The organism is Thauera carbonicopians, assembly GCF_025699485.1.
Lineage (GTDB): Bacteria > Pseudomonadota > Gammaproteobacteria > Burkholderiales > Rhodocyclaceae > Thauera.
The window spans coordinates 15,879-35,292 of sequence record NZ_JANUXN010000023.1; the positions used below are offsets into that span (position 1 = coordinate 15,879).

Annotated in this window: 22 protein-coding genes and 1 tRNA gene; 19 read left to right on the forward strand and 4 right to left on the reverse strand. The window is 66.0% G+C overall.

Annotated elements, in window-relative coordinates; genetic code table 11:
- The first annotated feature begins 8 nt into the window (after positions 1-8).
- The 4 genes from NX068_RS19095 (at position 9) to NX068_RS19110 (ending at position 4,610) form a co-directional block, all read left to right on the forward strand.
- Entirely contained in the window at positions 9-692 is a 684-nt protein-coding gene (locus NX068_RS19095; RefSeq protein ID WP_263462803.1) for an amino acid ABC transporter permease, read from the forward strand.
- 3 nt (positions 693-695) lie between these two features.
- Positions 696-1,349, forward strand: a complete 654-nt coding sequence (locus tag NX068_RS19100) for an amino acid ABC transporter permease (RefSeq protein WP_263462804.1) — start codon at positions 696-698, stop codon at positions 1,347-1,349.
- The gene (locus NX068_RS19105) at positions 1,336-2,064 is read left to right on the forward strand and encodes an amino acid ABC transporter ATP-binding protein (protein ID WP_263462805.1); all 729 of its coding nucleotides are present in this window, start codon (positions 1,336-1,338) and stop codon (positions 2,062-2,064) included. The genes NX068_RS19100 and NX068_RS19105 overlap by 14 nt, the downstream gene beginning before the upstream one ends.
- Positions 2,065-2,258: 194 nt before the next feature.
- A complete protein-coding gene (locus NX068_RS19110) occupies positions 2,259-4,610 on the forward strand; it encodes a Tex family protein (protein WP_263462806.1) in 2,352 nt (783 codons plus the stop codon).
- 3 nt (positions 4,611-4,613) lie between these two features.
- On the opposite strand, the gene NX068_RS19115 is transcribed toward NX068_RS19110, so the two are convergent.
- Complete coding sequence (locus NX068_RS19115; protein WP_263462807.1) at positions 4,614-5,189, reverse strand: hypothetical protein; 576 nt, start codon at positions 5,187-5,189, stop codon at positions 4,614-4,616.
- Positions 5,190-5,494: 305 nt separating this feature from the next.
- On the opposite strand from NX068_RS19115, the gene NX068_RS19120 reads away from it, so the two are divergent.
- From NX068_RS19120 to NX068_RS19150, 7 genes are all read left to right on the forward strand, one after another.
- Entirely contained in the window at positions 5,495-5,890 is a 396-nt protein-coding gene (locus tag NX068_RS19120; protein WP_263462808.1) for an ArsC family reductase, read from the forward strand.
- Positions 5,887-6,750 carry an Hsp33 family molecular chaperone HslO gene (gene hslO / locus NX068_RS19125; RefSeq protein ID WP_263462809.1) on the forward strand — a complete coding sequence of 288 codons (864 nt, stop codon included), beginning with the start codon at positions 5,887-5,889 and terminating at the stop codon, positions 6,748-6,750. The genes NX068_RS19120 and hslO overlap by 4 nt, the downstream gene beginning before the upstream one ends.
- A gap of 136 nt (positions 6,751-6,886) precedes the next feature.
- A complete protein-coding gene (minC, locus tag NX068_RS19130) occupies positions 6,887-7,648 on the forward strand; it encodes a septum site-determining protein MinC (protein WP_263462810.1) in 762 nt (253 codons plus the stop codon).
- A 31-nt stretch (positions 7,649-7,679) separates the two neighbouring features.
- Positions 7,680-8,492, forward strand: a complete 813-nt coding sequence (gene minD / locus NX068_RS19135) for a septum site-determining protein MinD (RefSeq protein WP_263462811.1) — start codon at positions 7,680-7,682, stop codon at positions 8,490-8,492.
- Between the two features lies 1 nt (position 8,493).
- On the forward strand, positions 8,494-8,754 hold the full coding sequence (gene minE / locus NX068_RS19140) for a cell division topological specificity factor MinE (protein WP_068639159.1): 261 nt from the start codon (positions 8,494-8,496) through the stop codon (positions 8,752-8,754).
- A 27-nt stretch (positions 8,755-8,781) separates the two neighbouring features.
- Positions 8,782-8,866, forward strand: a tRNA-Leu gene (locus tag NX068_RS19145).
- Positions 8,867-8,936: 70 nt separating this feature from the next.
- The gene (locus tag NX068_RS19150; RefSeq protein WP_263462812.1) at positions 8,937-9,401 is read left to right on the forward strand and encodes a DUF1178 family protein; all 465 of its coding nucleotides are present in this window, start codon (positions 8,937-8,939) and stop codon (positions 9,399-9,401) included.
- A gap of 16 nt (positions 9,402-9,417) precedes the next feature.
- On the opposite strand, the gene NX068_RS19155 is transcribed toward NX068_RS19150, so the two are convergent.
- The 3 genes from NX068_RS19155 to NX068_RS19165 all read right to left on the reverse strand — a co-directional run bounded on the left by NX068_RS19155 (position 9,418) and on the right by NX068_RS19165 (position 12,269).
- Positions 9,418-10,602: an alkaline phosphatase family protein gene (locus tag NX068_RS19155; RefSeq protein WP_263462813.1), complete on the reverse strand. Its 1,185-nt coding sequence runs from the start codon at positions 10,600-10,602 to the stop codon at positions 9,418-9,420.
- Positions 10,603-10,618: 16 nt separating this feature from the next.
- On the reverse strand, positions 10,619-11,176 hold the full coding sequence (locus NX068_RS19160) for a c-type cytochrome (RefSeq protein WP_263462814.1): 558 nt from the start codon (positions 11,174-11,176) through the stop codon (positions 10,619-10,621).
- A 184-nt stretch (positions 11,177-11,360) separates the two neighbouring features.
- On the reverse strand, positions 11,361-12,269 hold the full coding sequence (locus NX068_RS19165; RefSeq protein ID WP_263462815.1) for a LysR family transcriptional regulator: 909 nt from the start codon (positions 12,267-12,269) through the stop codon (positions 11,361-11,363).
- Between the two features lie 107 nt (positions 12,270-12,376).
- Here NX068_RS19165 and NX068_RS19170 point away from each other — a divergent pair, with 107 nt between their 5' ends.
- The 8 genes from NX068_RS19170 (at position 12,377) to NX068_RS19205 (ending at position 19,387) form a co-directional block, all read left to right on the forward strand.
- A complete protein-coding gene (locus tag NX068_RS19170; RefSeq protein WP_263462816.1) occupies positions 12,377-12,895 on the forward strand; it encodes a cyclophilin-like fold protein in 519 nt (172 codons plus the stop codon).
- A gap of 90 nt (positions 12,896-12,985) precedes the next feature.
- The gene (locus NX068_RS19175; RefSeq protein WP_263462817.1) at positions 12,986-14,221 is read left to right on the forward strand and encodes an MFS transporter; all 1,236 of its coding nucleotides are present in this window, start codon (positions 12,986-12,988) and stop codon (positions 14,219-14,221) included.
- A gap of 66 nt (positions 14,222-14,287) precedes the next feature.
- Positions 14,288-15,400: an alpha/beta hydrolase gene (locus NX068_RS19180; RefSeq protein WP_263462818.1), complete on the forward strand. Its 1,113-nt coding sequence runs from the start codon at positions 14,288-14,290 to the stop codon at positions 15,398-15,400.
- A 20-nt stretch (positions 15,401-15,420) separates the two neighbouring features.
- Positions 15,421-15,591, forward strand: coding sequence for an SDR family NAD(P)-dependent oxidoreductase (locus NX068_RS19185; RefSeq protein ID WP_268740380.1), 171 nt, complete (start codon positions 15,421-15,423; stop codon positions 15,589-15,591).
- A gap of 33 nt (positions 15,592-15,624) precedes the next feature.
- Complete coding sequence (locus tag NX068_RS19190; protein ID WP_263462819.1) at positions 15,625-16,263, forward strand: SMP-30/gluconolactonase/LRE family protein; 639 nt, start codon at positions 15,625-15,627, stop codon at positions 16,261-16,263.
- Between the two features lie 88 nt (positions 16,264-16,351).
- Positions 16,352-17,119, forward strand: a complete 768-nt coding sequence (locus NX068_RS19195; RefSeq protein ID WP_263462820.1) for a glucose 1-dehydrogenase — start codon at positions 16,352-16,354, stop codon at positions 17,117-17,119.
- A 78-nt stretch (positions 17,120-17,197) separates the two neighbouring features.
- Complete coding sequence (locus NX068_RS19200; RefSeq protein ID WP_263462821.1) at positions 17,198-18,352, forward strand: aldo/keto reductase; 1,155 nt, start codon at positions 17,198-17,200, stop codon at positions 18,350-18,352.
- A gap of 183 nt (positions 18,353-18,535) precedes the next feature.
- Positions 18,536-19,387, forward strand: coding sequence for an SDR family NAD(P)-dependent oxidoreductase (locus NX068_RS19205; protein ID WP_263462822.1), 852 nt, complete (start codon positions 18,536-18,538; stop codon positions 19,385-19,387).
- Positions 19,388-19,414 lie beyond the last annotated feature (27 nt).

The following is a 19,414-nucleotide window of genomic DNA, read 5'->3' on the forward strand; positions in this document are numbered from 1 at the left end:
TCCCTCCCATGGCTTATCAGTTCGATTTCCTGGCGGTGTTCGACTACGGCGACATGCTGCTGAAGGGCGCTGCATTCACGCTGGCAATGACGGCAGTGGGCGCGGTGGTGGGCACGGCCATCGGCATCGCCGGTGGCATGTGTCGGGCCTGGAAGCTGCATCCGCTCGACTGGCTGTTCGGCGCCTACGTCGAACTGATCCGCAACACGCCCTTCCTGGTGCAGCTGCTGTTCATCTTCTTCGGCCTGCCCTCGCTGGGCGTGCAGATCAGCGAATGGCAGGCGAGCTTCCTCGCGGTGGTGGTGAACCTGGGCGCCTACACCACCGAGATCATCCGCGCCGGCATCCAGGCCACGCCGCGCGGGCAGATCGAGGCGGCGCAGTCGCTGGCGATGGGCCGGCTGCAGATCTTCTTCCACGTCGTGCTGCGGCCGGCGCTGCAGAAGGTGTGGCCGGCGCTGTCGAGCCAGATCGTCATCGTCATGCTCGGCTCGGCGGTGTGCTCGCAGATCGCCGCCGAGGACCTGACCTTTGCCGCCAACTTCATCCAGTCGCGCAACTTCCGCGCTTTCGAGACCTATCTGGTGGTGACGGCGATGTACTTTGCGATGGCCTGGATGGTGCGCTACGCGCTGAACGTGTTCGGCCGCCGCGTGATCGTCGCGCGCAAGCCGCAGACCAGGGGAGCGTGAGCCATGCTGACGCAATTTTCGATCTGGGCGCTGCTCGACAGCCTGGCCGAAGGCGCCAAATGGACGGTCGCGCTGTCGCTGATCGCCTTCGTCTGCGGCGGCATCGCCGGGCTGGTCGTGCTGTTCGCCCGGGTATCCGGCAAGCGTGCGCTGACCGTACTGAGCAAGGCCTACATCGAGGTCTTCCAGGGTACGCCGCTGCTGATGCAGCTGTTCATCATCTTCTTCGGTCTGTCGATGCTGGGCGTGGACGTCTCGGCCTGGCTGGCGGCAGCAGTCGGGCTGACCCTGTTCACCAGCGCCTACCTGGCGGAGATCTGGCGCGGCTGCGTCGAGGCCGTGCCCAAGGGCCAGTGGGAAGCGTCGGCCAGCCTGGCGTTGAACTACCGCGAGCAGATGCGCCACGTGGTGCTGCCACAGGCGCTGCGCATCGCCATCGCGCCGACCGTGGGCTTCCTGGTGCAGGTGGTCAAGAGCACCGCGGTGGCCTCGATCATCGGCTTCACCGAACTGACCAAGACCGGCTCGATGCTGGCCAACGCCACCTTCCAGCCCTTCCTGATCTTCGGCCTCGTGGCCATCGCCTATTTCCTGCTGTGCTATCCGCTTTCGCTGTATGCCAGACACCTGGAGACCAAATACCATGCCGCTCGTTAAACTCAGAGGCGTGCACAAGACCTTCGGCAGCAACCACGTGCTCAAGGGCATCGACCTCGACGTCGAGGCCGGCGATGTGGTGGCGCTGATCGGCCGCAGCGGCTCGGGCAAGAGCACCCTGCTACGCACCATCAACGGCCTGGAAAGCATCGACCGCGGCGAACTGGTGGTCGACGGCGTCGCCCTCGACGACGGCTTCGGCGACCTGCGCACGCTGCGCCAGAAGGTCGGCATGGTGTTCCAGCAGTTCAACCTGTTTCCGCATCTGACGGTAGGCGAGAACGTGATGCTGGCGCTGAAGGTGGTGAAGAAGACCGCCCATGCCGAGGCCGGCGACATCGCCAAGGAGATGCTGCTGAAAGTCGGCCTGGCGGAGAAGTTCTCCGCCTACCCCGACCAGCTGTCCGGCGGCCAGCAACAGCGCGTGGCGATTGCCCGCGCACTGGCGATGCGGCCGCGGGTGCTGCTGTGCGACGAGATCACCTCGGCACTCGACCCCGAACTGGTCAACGAAGTGCTCGCGGTGGTGCGGCAGCTCGCCGAGGAAGGCATGACGCTGATCATGGTGACGCACGAGATGCGCTTTGCCCGCGAGGTCGGCAACAAGCTGATCTTCATGCACCACGGCCTGATCCACGAGAGCGGCGTCCCCAGGCAGCTGTTCGCCGAGCCGGGCACGCCGGAGCTGGCCAATTTCATCGGCGCAGTGTCCTGACAGGACGCCGGCCAAGGCAACGCTCGCCCTCCCCGCCCCGGATGCCCGGCAGGCCCGCCGGCCGGGCATCCGGGGCGTTTTTCACTGCACGGGAGCGCGCTCCCGGCCCAGGCGAAGAGCGATCCCAGGCTTGTCGGGGCGCGCCGCTTGCTGCACCATCGCGCCCTCCGTTTCACCCGAACCTGCTCCTTTACATGCTCCCTCCGATCGAACACCGCATCGCCGAAGAAATCGGCGTTTCCCCGCGCCAGGTCATGTCCGCCGTCCAGTTGCTGGACGACGGCGCCACCGTGCCCTTCATCGCCCGCTACCGCAAGGAAGTCACCGGCGGCCTGGACGACACCCAGCTGCGCACGCTGGAAGAGCGCCTGGGCTACCTGCGCGAGCTCGAAGACCGCCGTACCACGGTGCTCGCCTCGATCGAGGAACAGGGCAAGCTGACGGCCGAGCTGCGCAACGAGATTGAGCATGCCGAGAGCAAGCAGCGCCTCGAAGACCTCTACCTGCCCTACAAGCCCAAGCGCCGCACCAAGGCCCAGATCGCCCGTGAAGCCGGCATCGGCCCGCTGGCCGAGGCCTTGCTCGCCGACCCGACGCTGGTGCCAGAGGACGAAGCGACCAGGTACCTCAACGCCGAGGCCGGCTTCGCCGATACCAAGGCGGTGCTCGACGGCGCGCGCCAGATCCTGATGGAAGTCTTCGCCGAAGACGCCGCACTGCTCGGCGAACTGCGCAGCTACCTGCACGAACACGGCCAGGTGCGTTCGACGGTGATCGAAGGCAAGGAAAACGAAGGCGCCAAGTTCCGCGACTGGTTCGACTTCCAGGAAGCCGTCGCCACGATGCCTTCGCACCGCGCGCTGGCCTTGCTGCGCGGCCGCAACGAAGGCGTGCTGCGGCTGGCGCTGGACGTCGAGCGTGCGGACGCCGATGCGCCCCATCCCTGCGAAGGCCGCATCGCCGCCCGCTTCGGCATCCGCAACCAGGGCCGCCCGGCCGACCGCTGGCTGGCCGACACCGTGCGCTGGGCCTGGAGCGTGAAGATCTCGATCCACCTCGAACTGGAACTGATGGGCGAACTGCGCGACCGCGCCGAGGAAGAAGCGATCCGCGTCTTCGCCCGCAACCTGAAGGATCTGCTGCTTGCCGCGCCGGCCGGCACCCGCGCTACGATCGGCCTCGATCCCGGCATCCGCACCGGCGTCAAGGTCGCGGTGGTCGATGCCACCGGCAAGCTGGTGGATACCGCGACGGTCTACCCCTTCGAGCCGCGCCGCGACCGCGAATCCGCCATCGCCACGATCGCCGCGCTGGCCAAGAAGCATGCGGTCGAGCTGATCGCGATCGGCAACGGCACCGCCTCGCGTGAAACCGATGCATTGGTCGCCGAACTGATGAAGCGCCACGCCGAGCTGCCGCTGACCAAGATCGTGGTGTCGGAAGCCGGCGCCTCGGTGTATTCGGCCTCCGAGCTCGCCGCGCGCGAATTCCCCGATCTCGACGTCAGCCTGCGCGGCGCGGTCTCCATCGCCCGCCGCCTGCAGGATCCGCTGGCCGAGCTGGTCAAGATCGATCCCAAGTCGATCGGCGTCGGCCAGTACCAGCACGACGTCAACCAGGGTCGCCTGGCGAAGAGCCTCGACGCGGTGGTCGAAGACTGCGTGAACGCCGTCGGCGTGGATGTGAACACCGCCTCGGTGCCGCTGCTCGCCCGCATCTCCGGCCTGAACGCCACGCTCGCCGGCAACATCGTCGAATACCGCAACACCAGGGGCCCGTTCCGCAGCCGCGACGCGCTGAAGGACGTGCCCCGCCTCGGCCCCAAGACCTTCGAGCAGGCCGCCGGCTTCCTGCGCATCCCCAGCGGCGACAACCCGCTCGATGCCTCGTCGGTGCACCCGGAAGCCTATCCGGTGGTCGAACGCATCATCGCCAGGGTGCAGAAGAGCGTGCGCGAGCTGATGGGCAACGGCGGCTTCCTGAAGAGCCTGAAGCCCACCGAATTCACCGACGAGCGCTTCGGCCTGCCGACGGTGCAGGACATCCTGGCCGAGCTGGAAAAACCTGGCCGCGACCCGCGCCCCGAATTCCGCACCGCCAGCTTCCGCGAAGGCGTCGAGACCCTGAAGGACCTGCAGCCCGGCATGCAGCTCGAAGGCGTGGTCACCAACGTCACCAACTTCGGCGCCTTCGTCGACATCGGCGTGCATCAGGACGGCCTGGTGCATATCTCCGCGCTGTCCAACACCTTCGTCAAGGACCCGCACAGCGTCGTCAAGGCCGGCCAGGTGGTCAAGGTCAAGGTTCTGGAAGTGGACATCCCGCGCCACCGCATCGCGCTGACCATGAGGCTGGGCGACGAAGTCGCGCCGAAGCGCAACGACGGCGCGGTCCGCGGCGACATGCGCGGCAGCGACCGCCGCGGAGGTGATCGCCACGGCACTGGCCACGATCGCGCTTCGTCGGCGCCGCGTCGCGGCCAGGACAGGCCTGCCGCAGGCAATGCGCTGGCCGAAGCTTTCGCCCGCGCACGTGGCAACAGGTAAAAATCAATCCTTCCGGCGGTCACCGGCAGATGACGGATTTCCCGGTGAGCCGTCCAGAATCTCTCGGGTGACGATGGTGATGAGCCCGTCGAAGGAATCGCCGGGCTCATCGATGAACCATTGCAACGCGCCATCGCCGGTCCGCGCCATGCGGTAGCATTTCCACTCCCGCGGCGACGGCGGGCCCTGGATGCACAGCCGCTCGCCATCGACGCGCCAGCGATGGTTGGCATCGTCGCTACTGGGCCAATGCATGATCTGCGGCTCATCGCTGAAAACGAAGTGGCCATCCGGAGCGAAGTACCGGCGCACCACATAGGGACCGTGCTTGTTGCCGGGCGCCTGAGGATAACGGTTAACCAAGGTCTTGCCCGCCAGTGCAGCAGCCAGGGCATCTCCCACCAGATCGGTACCACGCGGCGTTTGCTGCGTAGACAATCGCATCCCTTGCAGTGCCTGCTCGCGTTCGCGGCGGCGCTGGTCGGCGGAGTATTCCGAGTCACTCTTCAAGGTGCAGCCGCCCAGGCCGATGACCAGCAGCGCCAGGGTAGCGAGCGTGAGGCTGGATGATGTAGCCATGGCGTGCTTCTTTCTCGATGACTGCCGCCGGTACTGGCGATGTTCTGGATGAGCAGGATAGCCTTCGATGCCAGCCGGGCGCCAGCAGTAAAAGCCATATCACGAGCTGACCGTCGCCACCAGGCGCATGCCGGCCTGTGCCGGCGGATGTCCAGCTTGTATCCTTGCGGGCTGCGCTGCACGCTCCGAACCGGATGCACAGCTTTCTGGCTTGCTGCTGCCGCTGGATCGGCATTCAGGCAGCGCGACCGGAAAAGCAGATACATCCTCCTGGTGCAACCCATGAAGTTTGGACTATCCAAGACATGACGACACAGAATCACCAAGCGGCAGGCAAGCCGGCCTGTCGCGTTTACGGCATCAAGAACTGCGACACCATGAAAAAGGCCTTCGCCTGGCTCGACGCTGCGGGCATCGCCTACGACTTCCACGACTACAAGAAGTCGGGCATCGATACCGCCACGCTGGCACACTGGTGCGGCAAGCTCGGCTGGGAGGCGCTGGTCAACAAGCGCGGCACCACCTGGCGCAAGCTGTCTCCGGAACAGCAGGCCATCAGTTCCACCGAAGACGCCATCGCACTAATGCAGGCGAACACGAGCCTGATCCGGCGCCCGGTGGTCGAAACGGCTGCAGGCGAACTGCTGGTCGGTTTCGATCCCGAGCGCTTCGCCTCGGCCCTCAAGGAAGCCGCCCGATGAGCACATCCCTCCCCTCCAGCTACGTCCAGCGCTTTCTGCTGGAAGACCTCGACATCCGCGGCGCCGTCGTGCACCTGAGCGACGTCTGGCAGGCGATGCAGGCCGGGCGCGACTACCCGGCCGCCGTCGCCCGCCTGCTCGGCCAGATGGCCGCGGTGTCGGTGGTGATCGCCGGCAACCTCAAGCAGCCCGGCCGGCTGACCTTCCAGGTCAGCGGCCACGGCCCGGTCAGCCTGCTGGTGGTCGACTGCGCCGAGACGCTGAACCTGCGCGGCTACGCCAAATCCGAAGGCGCGCCGGCCGACGGCAAGCTCACCGAACTGGTCGGCGACGGCCGTCTGCAGTTGTCGCTCGACATCCCCGGCCTGGATCTGCCCTACCAGAGCCTGGTGCCGCTCGAAGGCGACAGCATCGCCGAGGTCTTCGAGCACTATCTCGCCCAGTCCGAGCAGCAGCCCGCGGGGCTGTGGCTGGCCTGCGGCGCGGATGCCGCCACCGCGCTGTTCGTGCAGAAGCTGCCGGGCGCGGACCTGAAGGATCTCGACGGCTGGTCGCGGGTGCAGCAGCTTGCCGCCACCGTGCGCGACGACGAACTGCTCGGCCTTGATGCCGCCGAAATCCTGCGCCGCCTGTTCGCCGAAGAGAACGTGCGCCTGTTCGAGGCCCGCAGCGTCACGCACGACTGGCCGGCCGACCCGGACAAGGTCGCCACGATGCTGCTCGGCCTGGGTGAGGACGAAGCGCGCAAGCTGCTGGCCGAACACGGCGAGATCGTGGTGCACGACGACTTGTCGAACCACACCTACCGCTTCGGCGCAGCCGAGGTGGACGCCTTGTTCCAGGCACGCACGCTGCACTGAGGCGATCCCCCGCGCCGATCCAGGCGCGGCGCGGACCGCGAGCGCATGCGCGCTTTCGTTGCCGGCTTCCTGCCCCGGCCTTGCCCGATCGCACGTCGATCAGTACACTTCCTTGATTTTGAAGAAGCTTCCATCCATGTCCGCCTCCGCGCCTGTCCAGTTCCGCAACACCACGCTCGGCGCGACCGTCGCCGTGCTACAGGCCACCGAACCGCCCGCCCTGGCGGACGCACTGCACAAGATGTTCGGCGGCATGCCCGATTTCTTCAATGGTGAAGCGGTGATCCTCGACTTTGCCGCACTGGCCGAAGTGCCGTCGTCGATCGACTGGGCGGGTTTGAATTCGCTGATGCGCCGCTATCGCCTGCAGCCGATCGGCGTCTTCAACCTGCCGCCGGGACATGAGGAAGGTGCCCGCCGCGCGGGCCTGGCTCAACTCGACGAAGCAGTCACCGGCACCCCGCGGCCGATCGAAACGCCTGTGCCGGCGCGCGCGCCCGAGCCACCTGCAGCGGCACCCCAGGCGCCCGCCGCTGCACCGCAGCCGGCAGCGGCGCCGACCATGTTCATCGACCGCCCGCTGCGCTCCGGCCAGCAGGTCTATGCGCGCGGCGCCGACCTGGTGCTGGTGGGCGGCGTCAGCCCCGGCGCCGAAGTCATCGCCGACGGCAGCATCCATTGTTACGGCCCGTTGCGCGGGCGCGCCATCGCCGGCGCGCAGGGCGATGATCGAGCCCGTATCATCACCAGCAATTTCGGCCCGGAACTGGTTTCCATCTCCGGCGTGTTCCGCACTTTCGAGCGCGGCATTCCCGAGACCATCGCCGGACGTGCGACACAGGTGCGCCTGAGCGGCGCCGAGAACACTCTCAACATCGAAGCGCTGCAATCCATCTGAACGCAGCCATACAGCAGAACAAGGGGAAACCGTGAAAGTCATCGTGATTACGTCGGGCAAGGGTGGCGTGGGCAAGACCACCACCAGTGCGGCATTCGCCTCCGGCCTCGCCCTGCGCGGCTACAAGACCGCGGTCATCGACTTCGACGTCGGCCTGCGCAACCTCGACCTCATCATGGGCTGCGAACGCCGCGTGGTGTATGACCTGGTCAACGTCGTCAACGGCGAAGCGCGCCTGAACCAGGCTCTGATCAAGGACAAGAACTGCGAAAACCTGTTCATCCTGCCGGCTTCGCAGACCCGCGACAAGGATGCGCTGACCGAGGAAGGCGTCGAGAAGGTGCTCGAAGAGCTGCAGCACATGGGCTTCGACTACGTCGTCTGCGACTCCCCCGCCGGCATCGAGCGCGGCGCGGTGATGGCGCTGACCTTCGCCGACGAAGCGATCGTCACGAGCAACCCCGAAGTCTCCTCGGTGCGCGACTCCGACCGCATCCTCGGCATCCTGCAGAGCAAGTCCAAGCGCGCCCGCGAAGGCGGCGAGCCGGTCAAGGAGCACCTGCTCATCACCCGCTACTCGCCCAAGCGCGTCGAGGAAGGCGAAATGCTGTCGTACAAGGACGTGCAGGAACTGCTGCGCGTGCCGCTGATCGGGGTCATTCCCGAGTCGGAATCGGTGCTGCACGCCTCCAACCAAGGCACGCCGGCAATCCACCTCAAGGGCACCGACGTGGCTGAAGCCTACGCCGACATCGTCGCCCGCTTCCTCGGCGAGGAACGTCCGCTGCGCTTCGTCAACTACGAAAAGCCCGGCCTGATCAAGCGCCTGTTCGGAGGCAAGTGACATGTCCTTCCTTTCCCGCCTTTTCGGCGAAAAGAAAAAGACTGCGGAAATCGCCAAGAACCGCCTGTCGCTGCTGATCGCCCACGAACGTGCAGGCAACTCCCCCGCCGCCGACTTCCTGCCTGCGCTGCAGCGCGAACTGATCGAGGTGATCTCGAAATACGTCGCGGTGAACCCCGACGACATCAAGGTCCAGCTCGACAAGCAGGACAACATGGACGTGCTCGAGGTCAACATCGTCCTGCCGGAGCAGCCGCGCTGAGCTGATCACGCCCGCCGGCGTGGCCCTGCCCGGGTGATGAAATTGGTAACCATAGCGGACTTAAAATCCGCCGGCGCAAGCCTTACGGGTTCGAGTCCCGTCCCGGGCACCATTCCATATCCAGTTGGTCTGAAAGGTTCGCAGGCGCCATCGGGGCGCCTCCCAACCCGCATGCACTTATCGTGATCGTCCTAGACCTCTGCTGTAGCCAGGAGCATCGCTTCGAAGGCTGGTTCGCTTCGGCGGAAGCCTTCGAGGAACAGTGTGCCCGCCAACTCGTGAGCTGTCCCGTGTGCGGCAGCACGGCGGTGCGTCGCCTGCCGAGCGCGCCGTACGTGCAGACGCGCCACTCGCCGTTTGCCGGCAATGCCGTCGAACAAGTGCAGGCAGCGCCAGTCCCCGTTTCTGCCGAGCCCGATCAGCCGCCGCATGCGGTCGCGGAGAACATGCTGCAGATGCTGCGGCACATGTCCCGCAGCGCCGAGAACGTCGGCGACCGCCTGCCGGAAGAGGCACGCCGGATCCATTACGGCGAAGCCGAGGTGCGCAACATCCGCGGCCAGGCCTCACCGGAGGATGTCGAGGAACTGATCGATGAAGGCATCCTCGTCGTGCCCCTGCCGCCCGGCGAGGACGAAATCCACTAGAGCCGAACGATAGCGATCACGGCCGCGCGACGATCAGCGGCACCCGCATTTCATCGGCCGTCATGCCGCCGTGCACGCCGATAAGCTCGTGGGGCTTTTCACCCTCGACCTCATCGACGATGGTCCAGCCAGGCTCCATCAGCAGCACATGGCTGCCGACCCGCTCCGCCAGCCGGGGATGAGGCTGCCCGGGGCCGAGCAGTCCGGCAGCGATGCAGTCGGCGCCGGACATCGGCACGGCACGCCCCCGCAGCGTTTCCTCCGCCCAGCGCTCGAACTCCCGTTCGGCTCCCTGCCTGACCGCGCAGAATGCCAGCCGGCGCTCGCCGAACAGCGGTGCGGCGAGCATCGCGGATGCCTCGCCGTCCGGCGCCAGCTTCAGCGTGCGCTCCGGCGAGCTGTCGATGAAGCCGTGGTCGGCAGTGACCAGGATGCGCGTGCCGCTCCCTGCCAAGCGCTCGCAGAGGCGGGCGAACATTCCATCGATCTTGCCGAAGCAGCCCAGCGCCTGGGGCGAACGGCAGCCGTAGGCATGGCACAGCGCATCGAAACTCGGGTAGTAGGCATGGATGAAACCACCTTCACGGCCGAGTTCACCGATGGCCTCCAGCAGCACTTCCTCCAGCATCGCCAGGCCGTCGTATGGACGGACGCGCGCGCCGCGCGCATGGTGCTGCGAATAGGGGGAAAAAGCGATCTGGCTGGGCGAAAGCATCACCGTGGGCCGCTGCGCGGCGCGGAACATCGAGGCCTGCCGGAACAGGCGGGTCGCGATACCGGGCGCCAGTGCGCCGCCGCCGCGCAGCTCGAGCGGCAAAGGCGAGATCACGCCGCCGAAGCGAGGGTCGTGAATGAACCAGCCGTTCAGGCCGTGTTCGGCCGGCGAGGCTCCGGTCATCAGCGTGGTGATGGCACTGGCTGTGGTGCTGGGGAAAACCGAAGTCAGCGTGCGCCGATAATGGGCGGCGAGCACCGAGCCTGCACCGGCATCCGAGAGGAAATTCGCACCGAGGCCATCGATCACCAGCAGCACGACGCAGGCCGCTTCGCCTGCCTCGACTTCCGCAGCTTCGAGTCCGGCCCGGGGCCCATGCAGCCAGGTCCGCAGATCGCGCGCCAGGCCGTAGATCCCGCCCTGCTCATAATCGGGCAGGACATGGCCGCAAGGCCAGCGCGGCGCAGGGGTTGGGTTCGATTCCATGCCGGTCGGCGGGTCGTCAGTGCCCGTTCGCGGCCGAACTGCCGGTGCCCGGTGCCGCATGCGCACCGGCCAGGTAGTTCACCACCGCATTGATGTTCTTCTCTCCCAGCTGTGTCACCGCCGCCGTCATCGGCGCGGAAAAGCGCTCGCCGGATCGGGTCAGGTATCGCCGCAGGCTGATGCGCAGATATTCGGCCTGCTGGCCGGCAAGGCGCGGGAAAGTCTCGGCGCCGCCCGCATCGGGCTGGTGGCAGAGCGCACAGTGCTTTTCGTAGAGCCCGGCACCGGCGCCGGCATCCGCCTTCATCTGCGGCGGCGGGGATGAGGCGTAATACAGCGCGATGGCAAGCTTGTCGCGCTCGCTCAGCACTTTCATCAGCCCCTGCATGAAGTCGTCCTTGCGCGTGCCGGCGAGGAAGGCTTCGATCTGGGAAAGGATGTAGGCAGGATGCTGGCCTGCCAGATTGGGGACTTCGCCATAGCGGCTGACGCCTTGCTCGCCATGGCAGTTCGCACAGAAGAATGCAGCCTTGCGCCCCTCCTCTGCCAGCACCGCGCGTTGTGCGTCATCCACCTGCTGAAGCGCCTGGCTGGCGGACTCGGCGCCTGCAGGTGCCGCCAGGACCGCAGTCGGCAAGGCCAGCGAAAGGATTGCAATGGGAAGCCACTTCAGGTGCATATTTGTCCGACCCCTGCTCCGGATGGCCAAGATTACACCATTGCCGCGCGTCGATGGACAGGGGGCCACCGGTGTTTCGTCATGGGTGTGACTTTGGTCCGCTATGGCGCAGCGCATCGACGACCAGCGAGAAAGCCGGCGATGGCTGACGGCGGCTGGGGTAGTACAGAAAGTAGCCCGAGAACGGCTCGCACCAGTCTTCCAATACACGCATCAGCCGGCCTTCCTCGAGGTGCGGCGCAAACTCCTCCTCGGGCAGACTCGCGATGCCGAGTCCGGCGAGCGCGGCGTCCACGATGTTGGGTGAAGTATTGAAGATGAGCTGCCCATCCACGCGCACGTTCAGCTGTTTTCCGCGCCGCCGGAAATCCCATACGAAAATCCCGCCACTGCTCTGCATCCGCATGTTGATGCAGTTGTGATTCAGCAGATCGTGAGGGCTCTTTGGAATGGGGTGCGATTCGAAGTACTCGGGCGATGCGGCGATCGCCATGCGCAAAGGCGGTCCGATGGGCACCGCGATCATGTCCTTGTCGATGGTGTCGCCCAGCCGGACGCCGGCATCGAAACGATCCGTGACGATGTCCCGGAAACCGTAGTTCACGTCGAACTCGATCCTGATGTCCGGGTACTCGCGCAGCAAGGGGATGAGCTTCGGAAAGATCGTGGTCCGCAGGATGTGATCGCCGCAGGTGATGCGCACCGTTCCTGCAGGCTTGTCGCGCAATTCGGTCAGCTCATCCAGTTCGGCCTCGATCTCGTCGAAACGGTGGCCGATGGCGTTCAACAGCCGTTCGCCCGCCGCGGTCAGCGAGACGCTGCGCGTGGTGCGGGTCAGCAGCCGGATCTGGAGGCGTGCCTCCAGGCCGTTGATCGCCTGGCTCAATGCAGATTGCGTCACGCCCAGATGGGCAGCGGCACGCGTGAAGCTGCCTTCGCGCGCGATGGCGACGAAGTACAGGAGGTCGTTGAGGTTGCGTCTGGCCATGGCGCAGTTTCCCACGTATTTCGAGAGTTATTGGTTAGTTAACCTTATAAGGTCTTTAAGAATTCATTAGCTAGTCACAGCAAGTATCGAGGTGGAAGATACAGGGCATGAAAAAGTCATCCCCGGCTTCCCCGTTTCCCGCCCTCCATTCGCGGCGCGCAAGCCTGACGCTGCTGCTCGGCTCGTTCTTCGGCCTGGCTGCTTGCGGCTCGGGCAGTTCGCTTGCCCAGACGCCGGCAGAGGCGACGCCTGCCCCCTCGAAGGAGTTCGCCATGAAAATCCGCCTGATCGTCGGCGAGCGGGTTGCCACGGCCACGCTGTACGACAACGCCACCGCGAGGGATTTCGCCTCCCTGCTGCCGCTGTCCTTGACGATGACGGACTACGCCACCATCGAGCGCGTATCCGACCTGCCGCGCAAGCTCTCCACCCAGGGCGCTCCCGAAGGCATGGCGCCCGAAGCCGGCGAACTGACCCACTACGCCCCCTGGGGCAACCTGGCGATCTTCGTCAAAGGCCGCTCATGGTCGCGCAGCCTGCTGCCGCTGGGCAAGGTGGATGAAGGCCTGTCCATCCTGGCGCAGCCGGGGCCGTATCAGCTGCGCATCGAGCGCACCGAACCCTGACGCCATCCGTTGCCATCGCCGCGCGCATCCCCAGGGGGCCGCGCGGCATCGCCATTCAAAACGTAGAACAACAATCCTCCCCAGCCTCTCATGACCAGTACCGCCAGTAACGCAATCGACGCCCCTGCGGGCGACATCGAAACCCCCAACGAAACGTCAACGCAGCCCTCCTCCTGGGGCGGCGTCTTCGCCCTGTCGATCTGCGCCTTCGCTCTGATTGCCTCCGAGTTCCTGCCCGTCAGCCTGCTGACGCCCATCGCCGGCGATCTCGGCATCACCGAAGGCATGGCAGGCCAGGGCATCGCCATCTCCGGCGCCTTCGCCGTACTGACCAGTCTGTTCATTTCCGCGCTGGCCGGCAGCCTGAACCGCAAGACCCTGCTGCTGGGCCTGACCGCAGCGATGGGCGTATCCGGCGCCATCGTCGCATTGGCGCCGAACTACTTCACCTACATGCTGGGCCGCGCGCTGATCGGCGTGGTCGTCGGCGGTTTCTGGTCGATGTCGGCGGCCACCGCCATGCGACTGGTACCGATCCAGCAGGTGCCGCGCGCGCTGGCGGTGATCAATGGCGGCAATGCGCTGGCCACGGTGGTGGCCGCGCCGCTGGGCGCCTGGCTCGGCACCGTCATCGGCTGGCGCGGCGCCTTCCTCTGCCTGGTGCCCGTCGCACTGATCGCGCTGGCCTGGCAATGGAAGACGCTGCCATCGATGCAGGCCGCTGCCCGCATGCCCGGCATCGGCAACGCTTTCAAGGTCTTCACCCTGTTCGGGCACCCTGCCGTAGCCGTGGGCATGCTGGCCAGCAGCCTGTTGTTCATGGGCCAGTTCTCGCTATTCACCTATATCCGCCCCTTCCTGGAGACGGTCACCGACGTGCACGGCGCGGCGATCTCGCTGGTCCTGCTGGTGATCGGCGCCGCCGGCTTCATCGGCACCCTGCTGATCGGACGCATCCTGCAATGGGGCTTCTACCGGACGCTGATCGTGATCCCGCTGCTGATGGCGGCGATCGCCGTGGCGCTGGTCGCTTTCGGTGAGTGGACGGCTGCCGTCGTTGCGCTGCTGGGCATATGGGGGCTGACCGGCACTTCCGCGCCGGTGGGCTGGTGGGCATGGATCGCCAAGGCGTTCCCGAAGGATGCGGAAGCGGGTGGCGGCCTGTTCGTGGCGGTCGTGCAGATGTCGATCGCGCTGGGCTCGGTGGTCGGCGGCCTGCTGTTCGACCACAGCGGCCATCGGAGCACTTTCATCGTGAGCGCTGCGCTGCTGGTGGCTTCCGCCGTACTGACCGTGGCGACCGCGCGCAGGTCCGCGCACCGATGATCGCGGGCCAGCCATTTACCGCACGCATACGACCTGATTCCCGCAACTTCGAAGATGGAGAACACCATGAATGAATCCGCCAACAGCGCCACGACCGCCGAGCAGCCAACCTCCCGCCGGGGCTTCATCAGGAATGCTGCTCTCGCAGGATCGGCCACGCTGCTTGCCGCGCATGCAGGCCTGGCGCAGGCAGCGACCGCTACCACCACGGAGGCAAAGAGCATGCAGCTGACACAGGAATGGGACAAGACTTTCCCCAGGAGCGACAAGGTCGAGCACCGAAAAATCACGTTCAGGAACCGCTACGGCATCACCCTCGCCGCGGACCTCTATCAGCCGAAAAACTCCACCGGCAAGCTGGCGGCGCTTGCCGTCAGCGGCCCCTTCGGCGCGGTGAAGGAGCAGTCTTCCGGCTTGTATGCGCAGACCATGGCCGAGCGTGGATTCATCGCCCTCGCCTTCGACCCCTCCTATACCGGCGAAAGCGGCGGCGAGCCGCGCAACGTCGCCTCGCCCGACATCAGCGTCGAGGATTTCAGCGCCGCGGTGGACTTCCTCGGCCTGCAAGCCAATGTCGATCGTGAGCGGATCGGCATCATCGGCATCTGCGGCTGGGGTGGCATGGCGCTGAGCGCCGCTGCGGTGGACAAGCGCATCAAGGCCGTGGCCGCCAGCACCATGTACGACATGACGCGCGTGATGTCCAGGGGCTACAACGACAGCGTGACGCTAGAGCAGCGCACGCAGACGCTGGAACAGCTGAGCCGGCAGCGCTGGAAGGATGCGGAGGCCGGCACGCCCGCCTACCAGCCGCCCTACAACGAACTGCACGGCGGCGAAGCGCAGTTCCTGGTCGAGTACGCCAACTATTACCGGACGCCGCGCGGCTACCACGCGCGCTCGGTCAACTCCGGCAACGCCTGGACGATCACCACGCCGCTGCCGTTCATGAACCTGCCGATCCTCAGCTACATCCAGGAGATTTCGCCTCGGCCGATCCTGCTGGTCCACGGCGAGAAGGCCCACTCGCGCTACTTCAGCGAAACCGCCCATGAAGCGGCGGCAGAGCCGAAGGAACTCGTGATCATCCCGGACGCCGTCCACGTGGATCTGTACGACCGGATGGACAAGATTCCCTTCGACCGGATGACCGGGTTCTTCAACGAAAACCTGAAGTGAGACCGGCACGGAGCGACATCATGATCAAGGACAAAGTCGTCATCGTCACCGGCGCATCGTCGGGCATCGGCGAAGCCACTGCCAGGCTGCTTGCCAGCCAGGGCGCCAGGGTCGTCGCCTTCGCCATCGATCAGCCCGGGGATACGACAGTCAACGAGTTTACGGTCGGCCCCGCCAACCAGCCCTGGTGAGTACATGACAGTGGCTCGAACCTTCATCGCCGCATGGCCACCATCCTAGCCGTGAATCAGGACGGCTCCGAGCTCCAGACCATCATTCCGCCCGAGGCCGGCTACCTGCCCAACGACCTGGTGTTCGATGCCGAGGGTGGCTTCTACTTCACCGACTTCAAGGGCACCGCCACCGAGCCCACTGGCGGCGTCCATTACACCTCGCCGGATTTCTCGACGGTCACGCCGGTGCTGCCGAACCTGGCGATGGCCAACGGCATCGCGCTCAGTCCCGACGGCAAGTCACTGTGGGCAACGGAGTTCGGCCGCAACCTGCTGCACCGCATCCACCTCGCCGATGCAAACACCATCGCACCGATCGGCTCCGCCATCGCCTATCGCTTCGTCGGCCCTGCGCCGGACTCGATGCGGGTGGACGCCGACGGCAACGTCTACGTGGCGATCTACGGCCAGGGCCGCGTGCTGGCCTTCAACCGCAACGGCATTCCGATCGGCCAAGTGCTGCTGCCTGGGCGCGATGATGGCCACAACCTGGCATCGACCAGCCTGGCGATCGACCCCGGACGCAACGACCTCTACGCCGTCAGCAACGATGGCGACGGCGGACAAGGCGCGACGGTGTTCCACGCCAAGGTGTTCAGCAAGGGGCTGCCGCCGGTTCGATCGCAGTGATTCGCCTTGACAACAGCATGCCGCCGGAAGCCGCGCACCAAATGAGCAGTACTGCATCAGCTTATCAAGCACATTGGAGAACCGAAACATGAATCCGACGTATGACTTCAAGGGCCAGGTTGCACTGGTGACCGGCGCAGCCGCGGGAATGGGTTTGGCCACGGCCCGCGCTTTCGCCCAGAGCGGCGCATCGGTGGTGCTGTCCGATCTGGACGGCGAGCGCGTAGCCCAGGAAGCCGCGAAGATCGTTGCCGATGGCGGTACCGCCATCGGCATCGCCTGCGACGTCAGCGACGAGGCGCAGGTCGCCGCGCTGGTCGAGAAGACTGTCACGGAGTACGGCCGCCTCGACATGGCCTTCAACAACGCCGGCGTCATGGCGCAGATCGCGCCGACGGCCGATGCCACCAGCGAGGAATTCGAGCGCGTGATCGGCATCAATCTGCGCGGCGTATGGAATTGCATGAAGTACGAACTGCTGCAGATGCAGCGCCAGGGCAGCGGTGCGATCGTCAACAACGCCTCGGTCGGCGCGCTGACCGGCAATCCCGGCATCGGCGCCTACATTGCCTCCAAGCACGGCGTCGTCGGCCTGGCCCGCACTGCCGGCCTGGAGTACTGCACGCAGGGCATCCGCGTGAACGCGGTCAATCCCGGCACCATCGACACCCAGATCGCCCGCGACGTCGTCGGCGGCAGCGAAGAAGCCTTTGCCGAGCTGGAAAAAGGCGCACCCATCGGCCGCGCCGGCCGTCCCGAGGAAATCGCCTCGGCAGTGCTGTGGCTGTGCAGCCCCGGCGCCAGCTACGTGGTCGGCGAAGCGCTGACCGTGGACGGCGGCCTGACGGTACGTTGATCCGCTGGCCGGTCAGTGATCACCCCGGCTGGCGGGCCTCGATCGAGGACATGAAAAATGCTCAAGCAATCCAGTGACATGAATTCCGTTCGCTTCAACCCTGCAGCCACCGAACACGGAAGGCGGCGCGTGCTGAAAATGGCCGGCGCAGGCGTGGCGGGCATCGCCGCTGCCTCCCTGCTCGGCGCCCTGTCGGCAAGCAGTGCGCAGGCTGCGACCACAGGCCGCGCCGCGACCGGTGCGAATGGCTACAAGCACCTGGGCCGCACCGGCCTCAGGGTCAGCCGCATCGCGCTGGGCACGATGAACTTCGGCGAACTGACCGACGAGGCGAGCAGCTTCAGGATCATGGACGAGGCGCTCGGCGCCGGCATCAACTTCTTCGACACCGCCGACGTCTATGGCGGCCCGCAGTCGCCCGACATGGAGAAGGGGTACGGCACCTCGGAGGAAATCATCGGCAACTGGCTGGCGAAGGACAAATCGCGCCGTGACCGGATCGTGCTGGCGACCAAGGTCTATCAGCCGATGGGCACCGGCCCGAACGACAAGTACCTGTCGGCCTACCACATCCGCCGCGCCTGCGAAGCGAGCCTGAAGCGGCTCAAGACCGATCACATCGACCTGTACCAGATGCACCACGTCGACCGCGCGACGCCATGGGAGGAAATCTGGCAGGCGATGGAACAGTTGATCCGCGAAGGCAAGATCACCTACGTCGGCAGCAGCAACTTCGCCGCATGGGACATCGCCATGGCGCAGGGCGCGGCGGCCTCGCGCAATCTGCTCGGCCTGGTGTCCGAGCAGAGCCTCTACAACCTCACCCAGCGCACCATCGAACTGGAAGTGATCCCTGCCCTGCGCCACCTCGGGATCGGCCTGATCCCCTGGAGCCCGATCGGCATGGGCCTGCTGGGCGGCGTGCTGGGCAGGATCACCGAAGGCCGCCGCGCGACGCCGGGTCTGCAGGCGCAGATCGAGCGCTTCCGCCCGCAGCTCGAAGCCTGGGAGGCGCTGTGCCAGGAGCTGGGCGAGGCGCCTGCAGTCGTCGCTCTCGCCTGGGTGATCCACAACCCGGTCGTGACCTCCGCGATCAGCGGTCCGCGCACCGTCGAGCAGATGCGCGAGAACCTCAAGGCGCTGGAGCTGAAACTTTCCGACGAGGTGCTGGCGAAACTGGACGAGATCTGGCCGGGACCGGGAGGCGAAGCACCCGAAGCCTACGCCTGGTGAGGGCGGCAGCCTGACTCGGCAGACCGTCGATCCCGAACGCAGCGGCCTCCATGCTGTCTCCAATGACGTTGACGGTGGCCAGGGCCCAATGGTGATCCGCGCCAAGATGTCCAGCAGAGGGTTGCCTCCTGCTTCGGCCCGTCAAGCTGTTGCCCCCCGGCAGCATGATCGGAGGATACGTCGATGGATCGAAGAAAGTTTCTCGCCGCAGGTGCCGGGCTGGGTTCGGCACTGACTGCCGGATCGCTGCTGTCCGCCATGCCTGTGCAAGCCCAGATGCCAGCGGCAGGTGCCACGGCCCGCAAGCGCCGCGTCTTCATCACCGGCTCGGCCGACGGCCTGGGCCATGCCGCAGCCAGGACGCTGCTCGGCGAAGGCCACGACGTCGTCGTGCATGTCCGCTCCCGAGCCAGGCTGACGGCCGTGCAGGAGCTCGTGGATCAGGGTGCTGTCGCCACGATCGGCGATCTGTCGGATATCGCGCAGATCCACGACCTCGCCGGGCAGGTCAATGCCATCGGCCGGATGGATGCCGTGATCCACAACGCCGGCGTCATCTCCGGTGCGCATCTGATGGTGGTCAATGTCGTCGCCCCCTATCTGCTCACTGCCCTGATCCAGCGCCCTCAGCGCCTGATCTACCTCAGCAGCGCGATGCACAAGAGCGGACGTGCCAACCTGGACGGTATCGACTGGTCCGGCCAAACCGCCACCGGCAGCTATTCGGACAGCAAGCTCTTCATCACCACGCTGACCGCGGCCGTCGCACGGCTGTGGCCCGATGTGTACAGCAACGCGGTCAATCCCGGCTGGGTGCCGACCAGGATGGGCGGCCCCAGTGCGCCGGACGACCTGCGGCTGGGCCACCTTACCCAGGAATGGCTCGCCACCAGCGACGATCCCGAAGCGCTGACCAGCGGTGGGTACTGGCACCATCAGCGCCGCGAGGAGCCGCATCCAGCAGTCGAGGACATCCAGTTTCAGGATCGTCTGCTGGCTGAACTCGAACGCGCCACCGGCACGAAGCTGGCGTGACGGTACTCATGAACAAGCTGCTGCTCC

Bases quoted from the DNA above. Each gene is read 5' to 3' on its own strand.
- NX068_RS19205 (WP_263462822.1), top strand. From the start codon at position 18,536: ATGGATCGAAGAAAGTTTCTCGCCGCAGGTGCCGGGCTGGGTTCGGCA.
- NX068_RS19105 (WP_263462805.1), top strand. From the start codon at position 1,336: ATGCCGCTCGTTAAACTCAGAGGCGTGCACAAGACCTTCGGCAGCAAC.
- NX068_RS19110 (WP_263462806.1), top strand. From the start codon at position 2,259: ATGCTCCCTCCGATCGAACACCGCATCGCCGAAGAAATCGGCGTTTCC.
- NX068_RS19200 (WP_263462821.1), top strand. From the start codon at position 17,198: ATGAATTCCGTTCGCTTCAACCCTGCAGCCACCGAACACGGAAGGCGG.
- NX068_RS19170 (WP_263462816.1), top strand. From the start codon at position 12,377: ATGAAAAAGTCATCCCCGGCTTCCCCGTTTCCCGCCCTCCATTCGCGG.
- NX068_RS19095 (WP_263462803.1), top strand. From the start codon at position 9: ATGGCTTATCAGTTCGATTTCCTGGCGGTGTTCGACTACGGCGACATG.
- NX068_RS19190 (WP_263462819.1), top strand. From the start codon at position 15,625: ATGGCCACCATCCTAGCCGTGAATCAGGACGGCTCCGAGCTCCAGACC.
- NX068_RS19115 (WP_263462807.1), bottom strand. From the start codon at position 5,189: ATGGCTACATCATCCAGCCTCACGCTCGCTACCCTGGCGCTGCTGGTC.
- NX068_RS19175 (WP_263462817.1), top strand. From the start codon at position 12,986: ATGACCAGTACCGCCAGTAACGCAATCGACGCCCCTGCGGGCGACATC.
- minC (WP_263462810.1), top strand. From the start codon at position 6,887: ATGTCCGCCTCCGCGCCTGTCCAGTTCCGCAACACCACGCTCGGCGCG.
- NX068_RS19165 (WP_263462815.1), bottom strand. From the start codon at position 12,269: ATGGCCAGACGCAACCTCAACGACCTCCTGTACTTCGTCGCCATCGCG.
- NX068_RS19100 (WP_263462804.1), top strand. From the start codon at position 696: ATGCTGACGCAATTTTCGATCTGGGCGCTGCTCGACAGCCTGGCCGAA.
- minE (WP_068639159.1), top strand. From the start codon at position 8,494: ATGTCCTTCCTTTCCCGCCTTTTCGGCGAAAAGAAAAAGACTGCGGAA.
- NX068_RS19180 (WP_263462818.1), top strand. From the start codon at position 14,288: ATGAATGAATCCGCCAACAGCGCCACGACCGCCGAGCAGCCAACCTCC.
- NX068_RS19195 (WP_263462820.1), top strand. From the start codon at position 16,352: ATGAATCCGACGTATGACTTCAAGGGCCAGGTTGCACTGGTGACCGGC.
- NX068_RS19185 (WP_268740380.1), top strand. From the start codon at position 15,421: ATGATCAAGGACAAAGTCGTCATCGTCACCGGCGCATCGTCGGGCATC.
- hslO (WP_263462809.1), top strand. From the start codon at position 5,887: ATGAGCACATCCCTCCCCTCCAGCTACGTCCAGCGCTTTCTGCTGGAA.
- NX068_RS19120 (WP_263462808.1), top strand. From the start codon at position 5,495: ATGACGACACAGAATCACCAAGCGGCAGGCAAGCCGGCCTGTCGCGTT.
- NX068_RS19155 (WP_263462813.1), bottom strand. From the start codon at position 10,602: ATGGAATCGAACCCAACCCCTGCGCCGCGCTGGCCTTGCGGCCATGTC.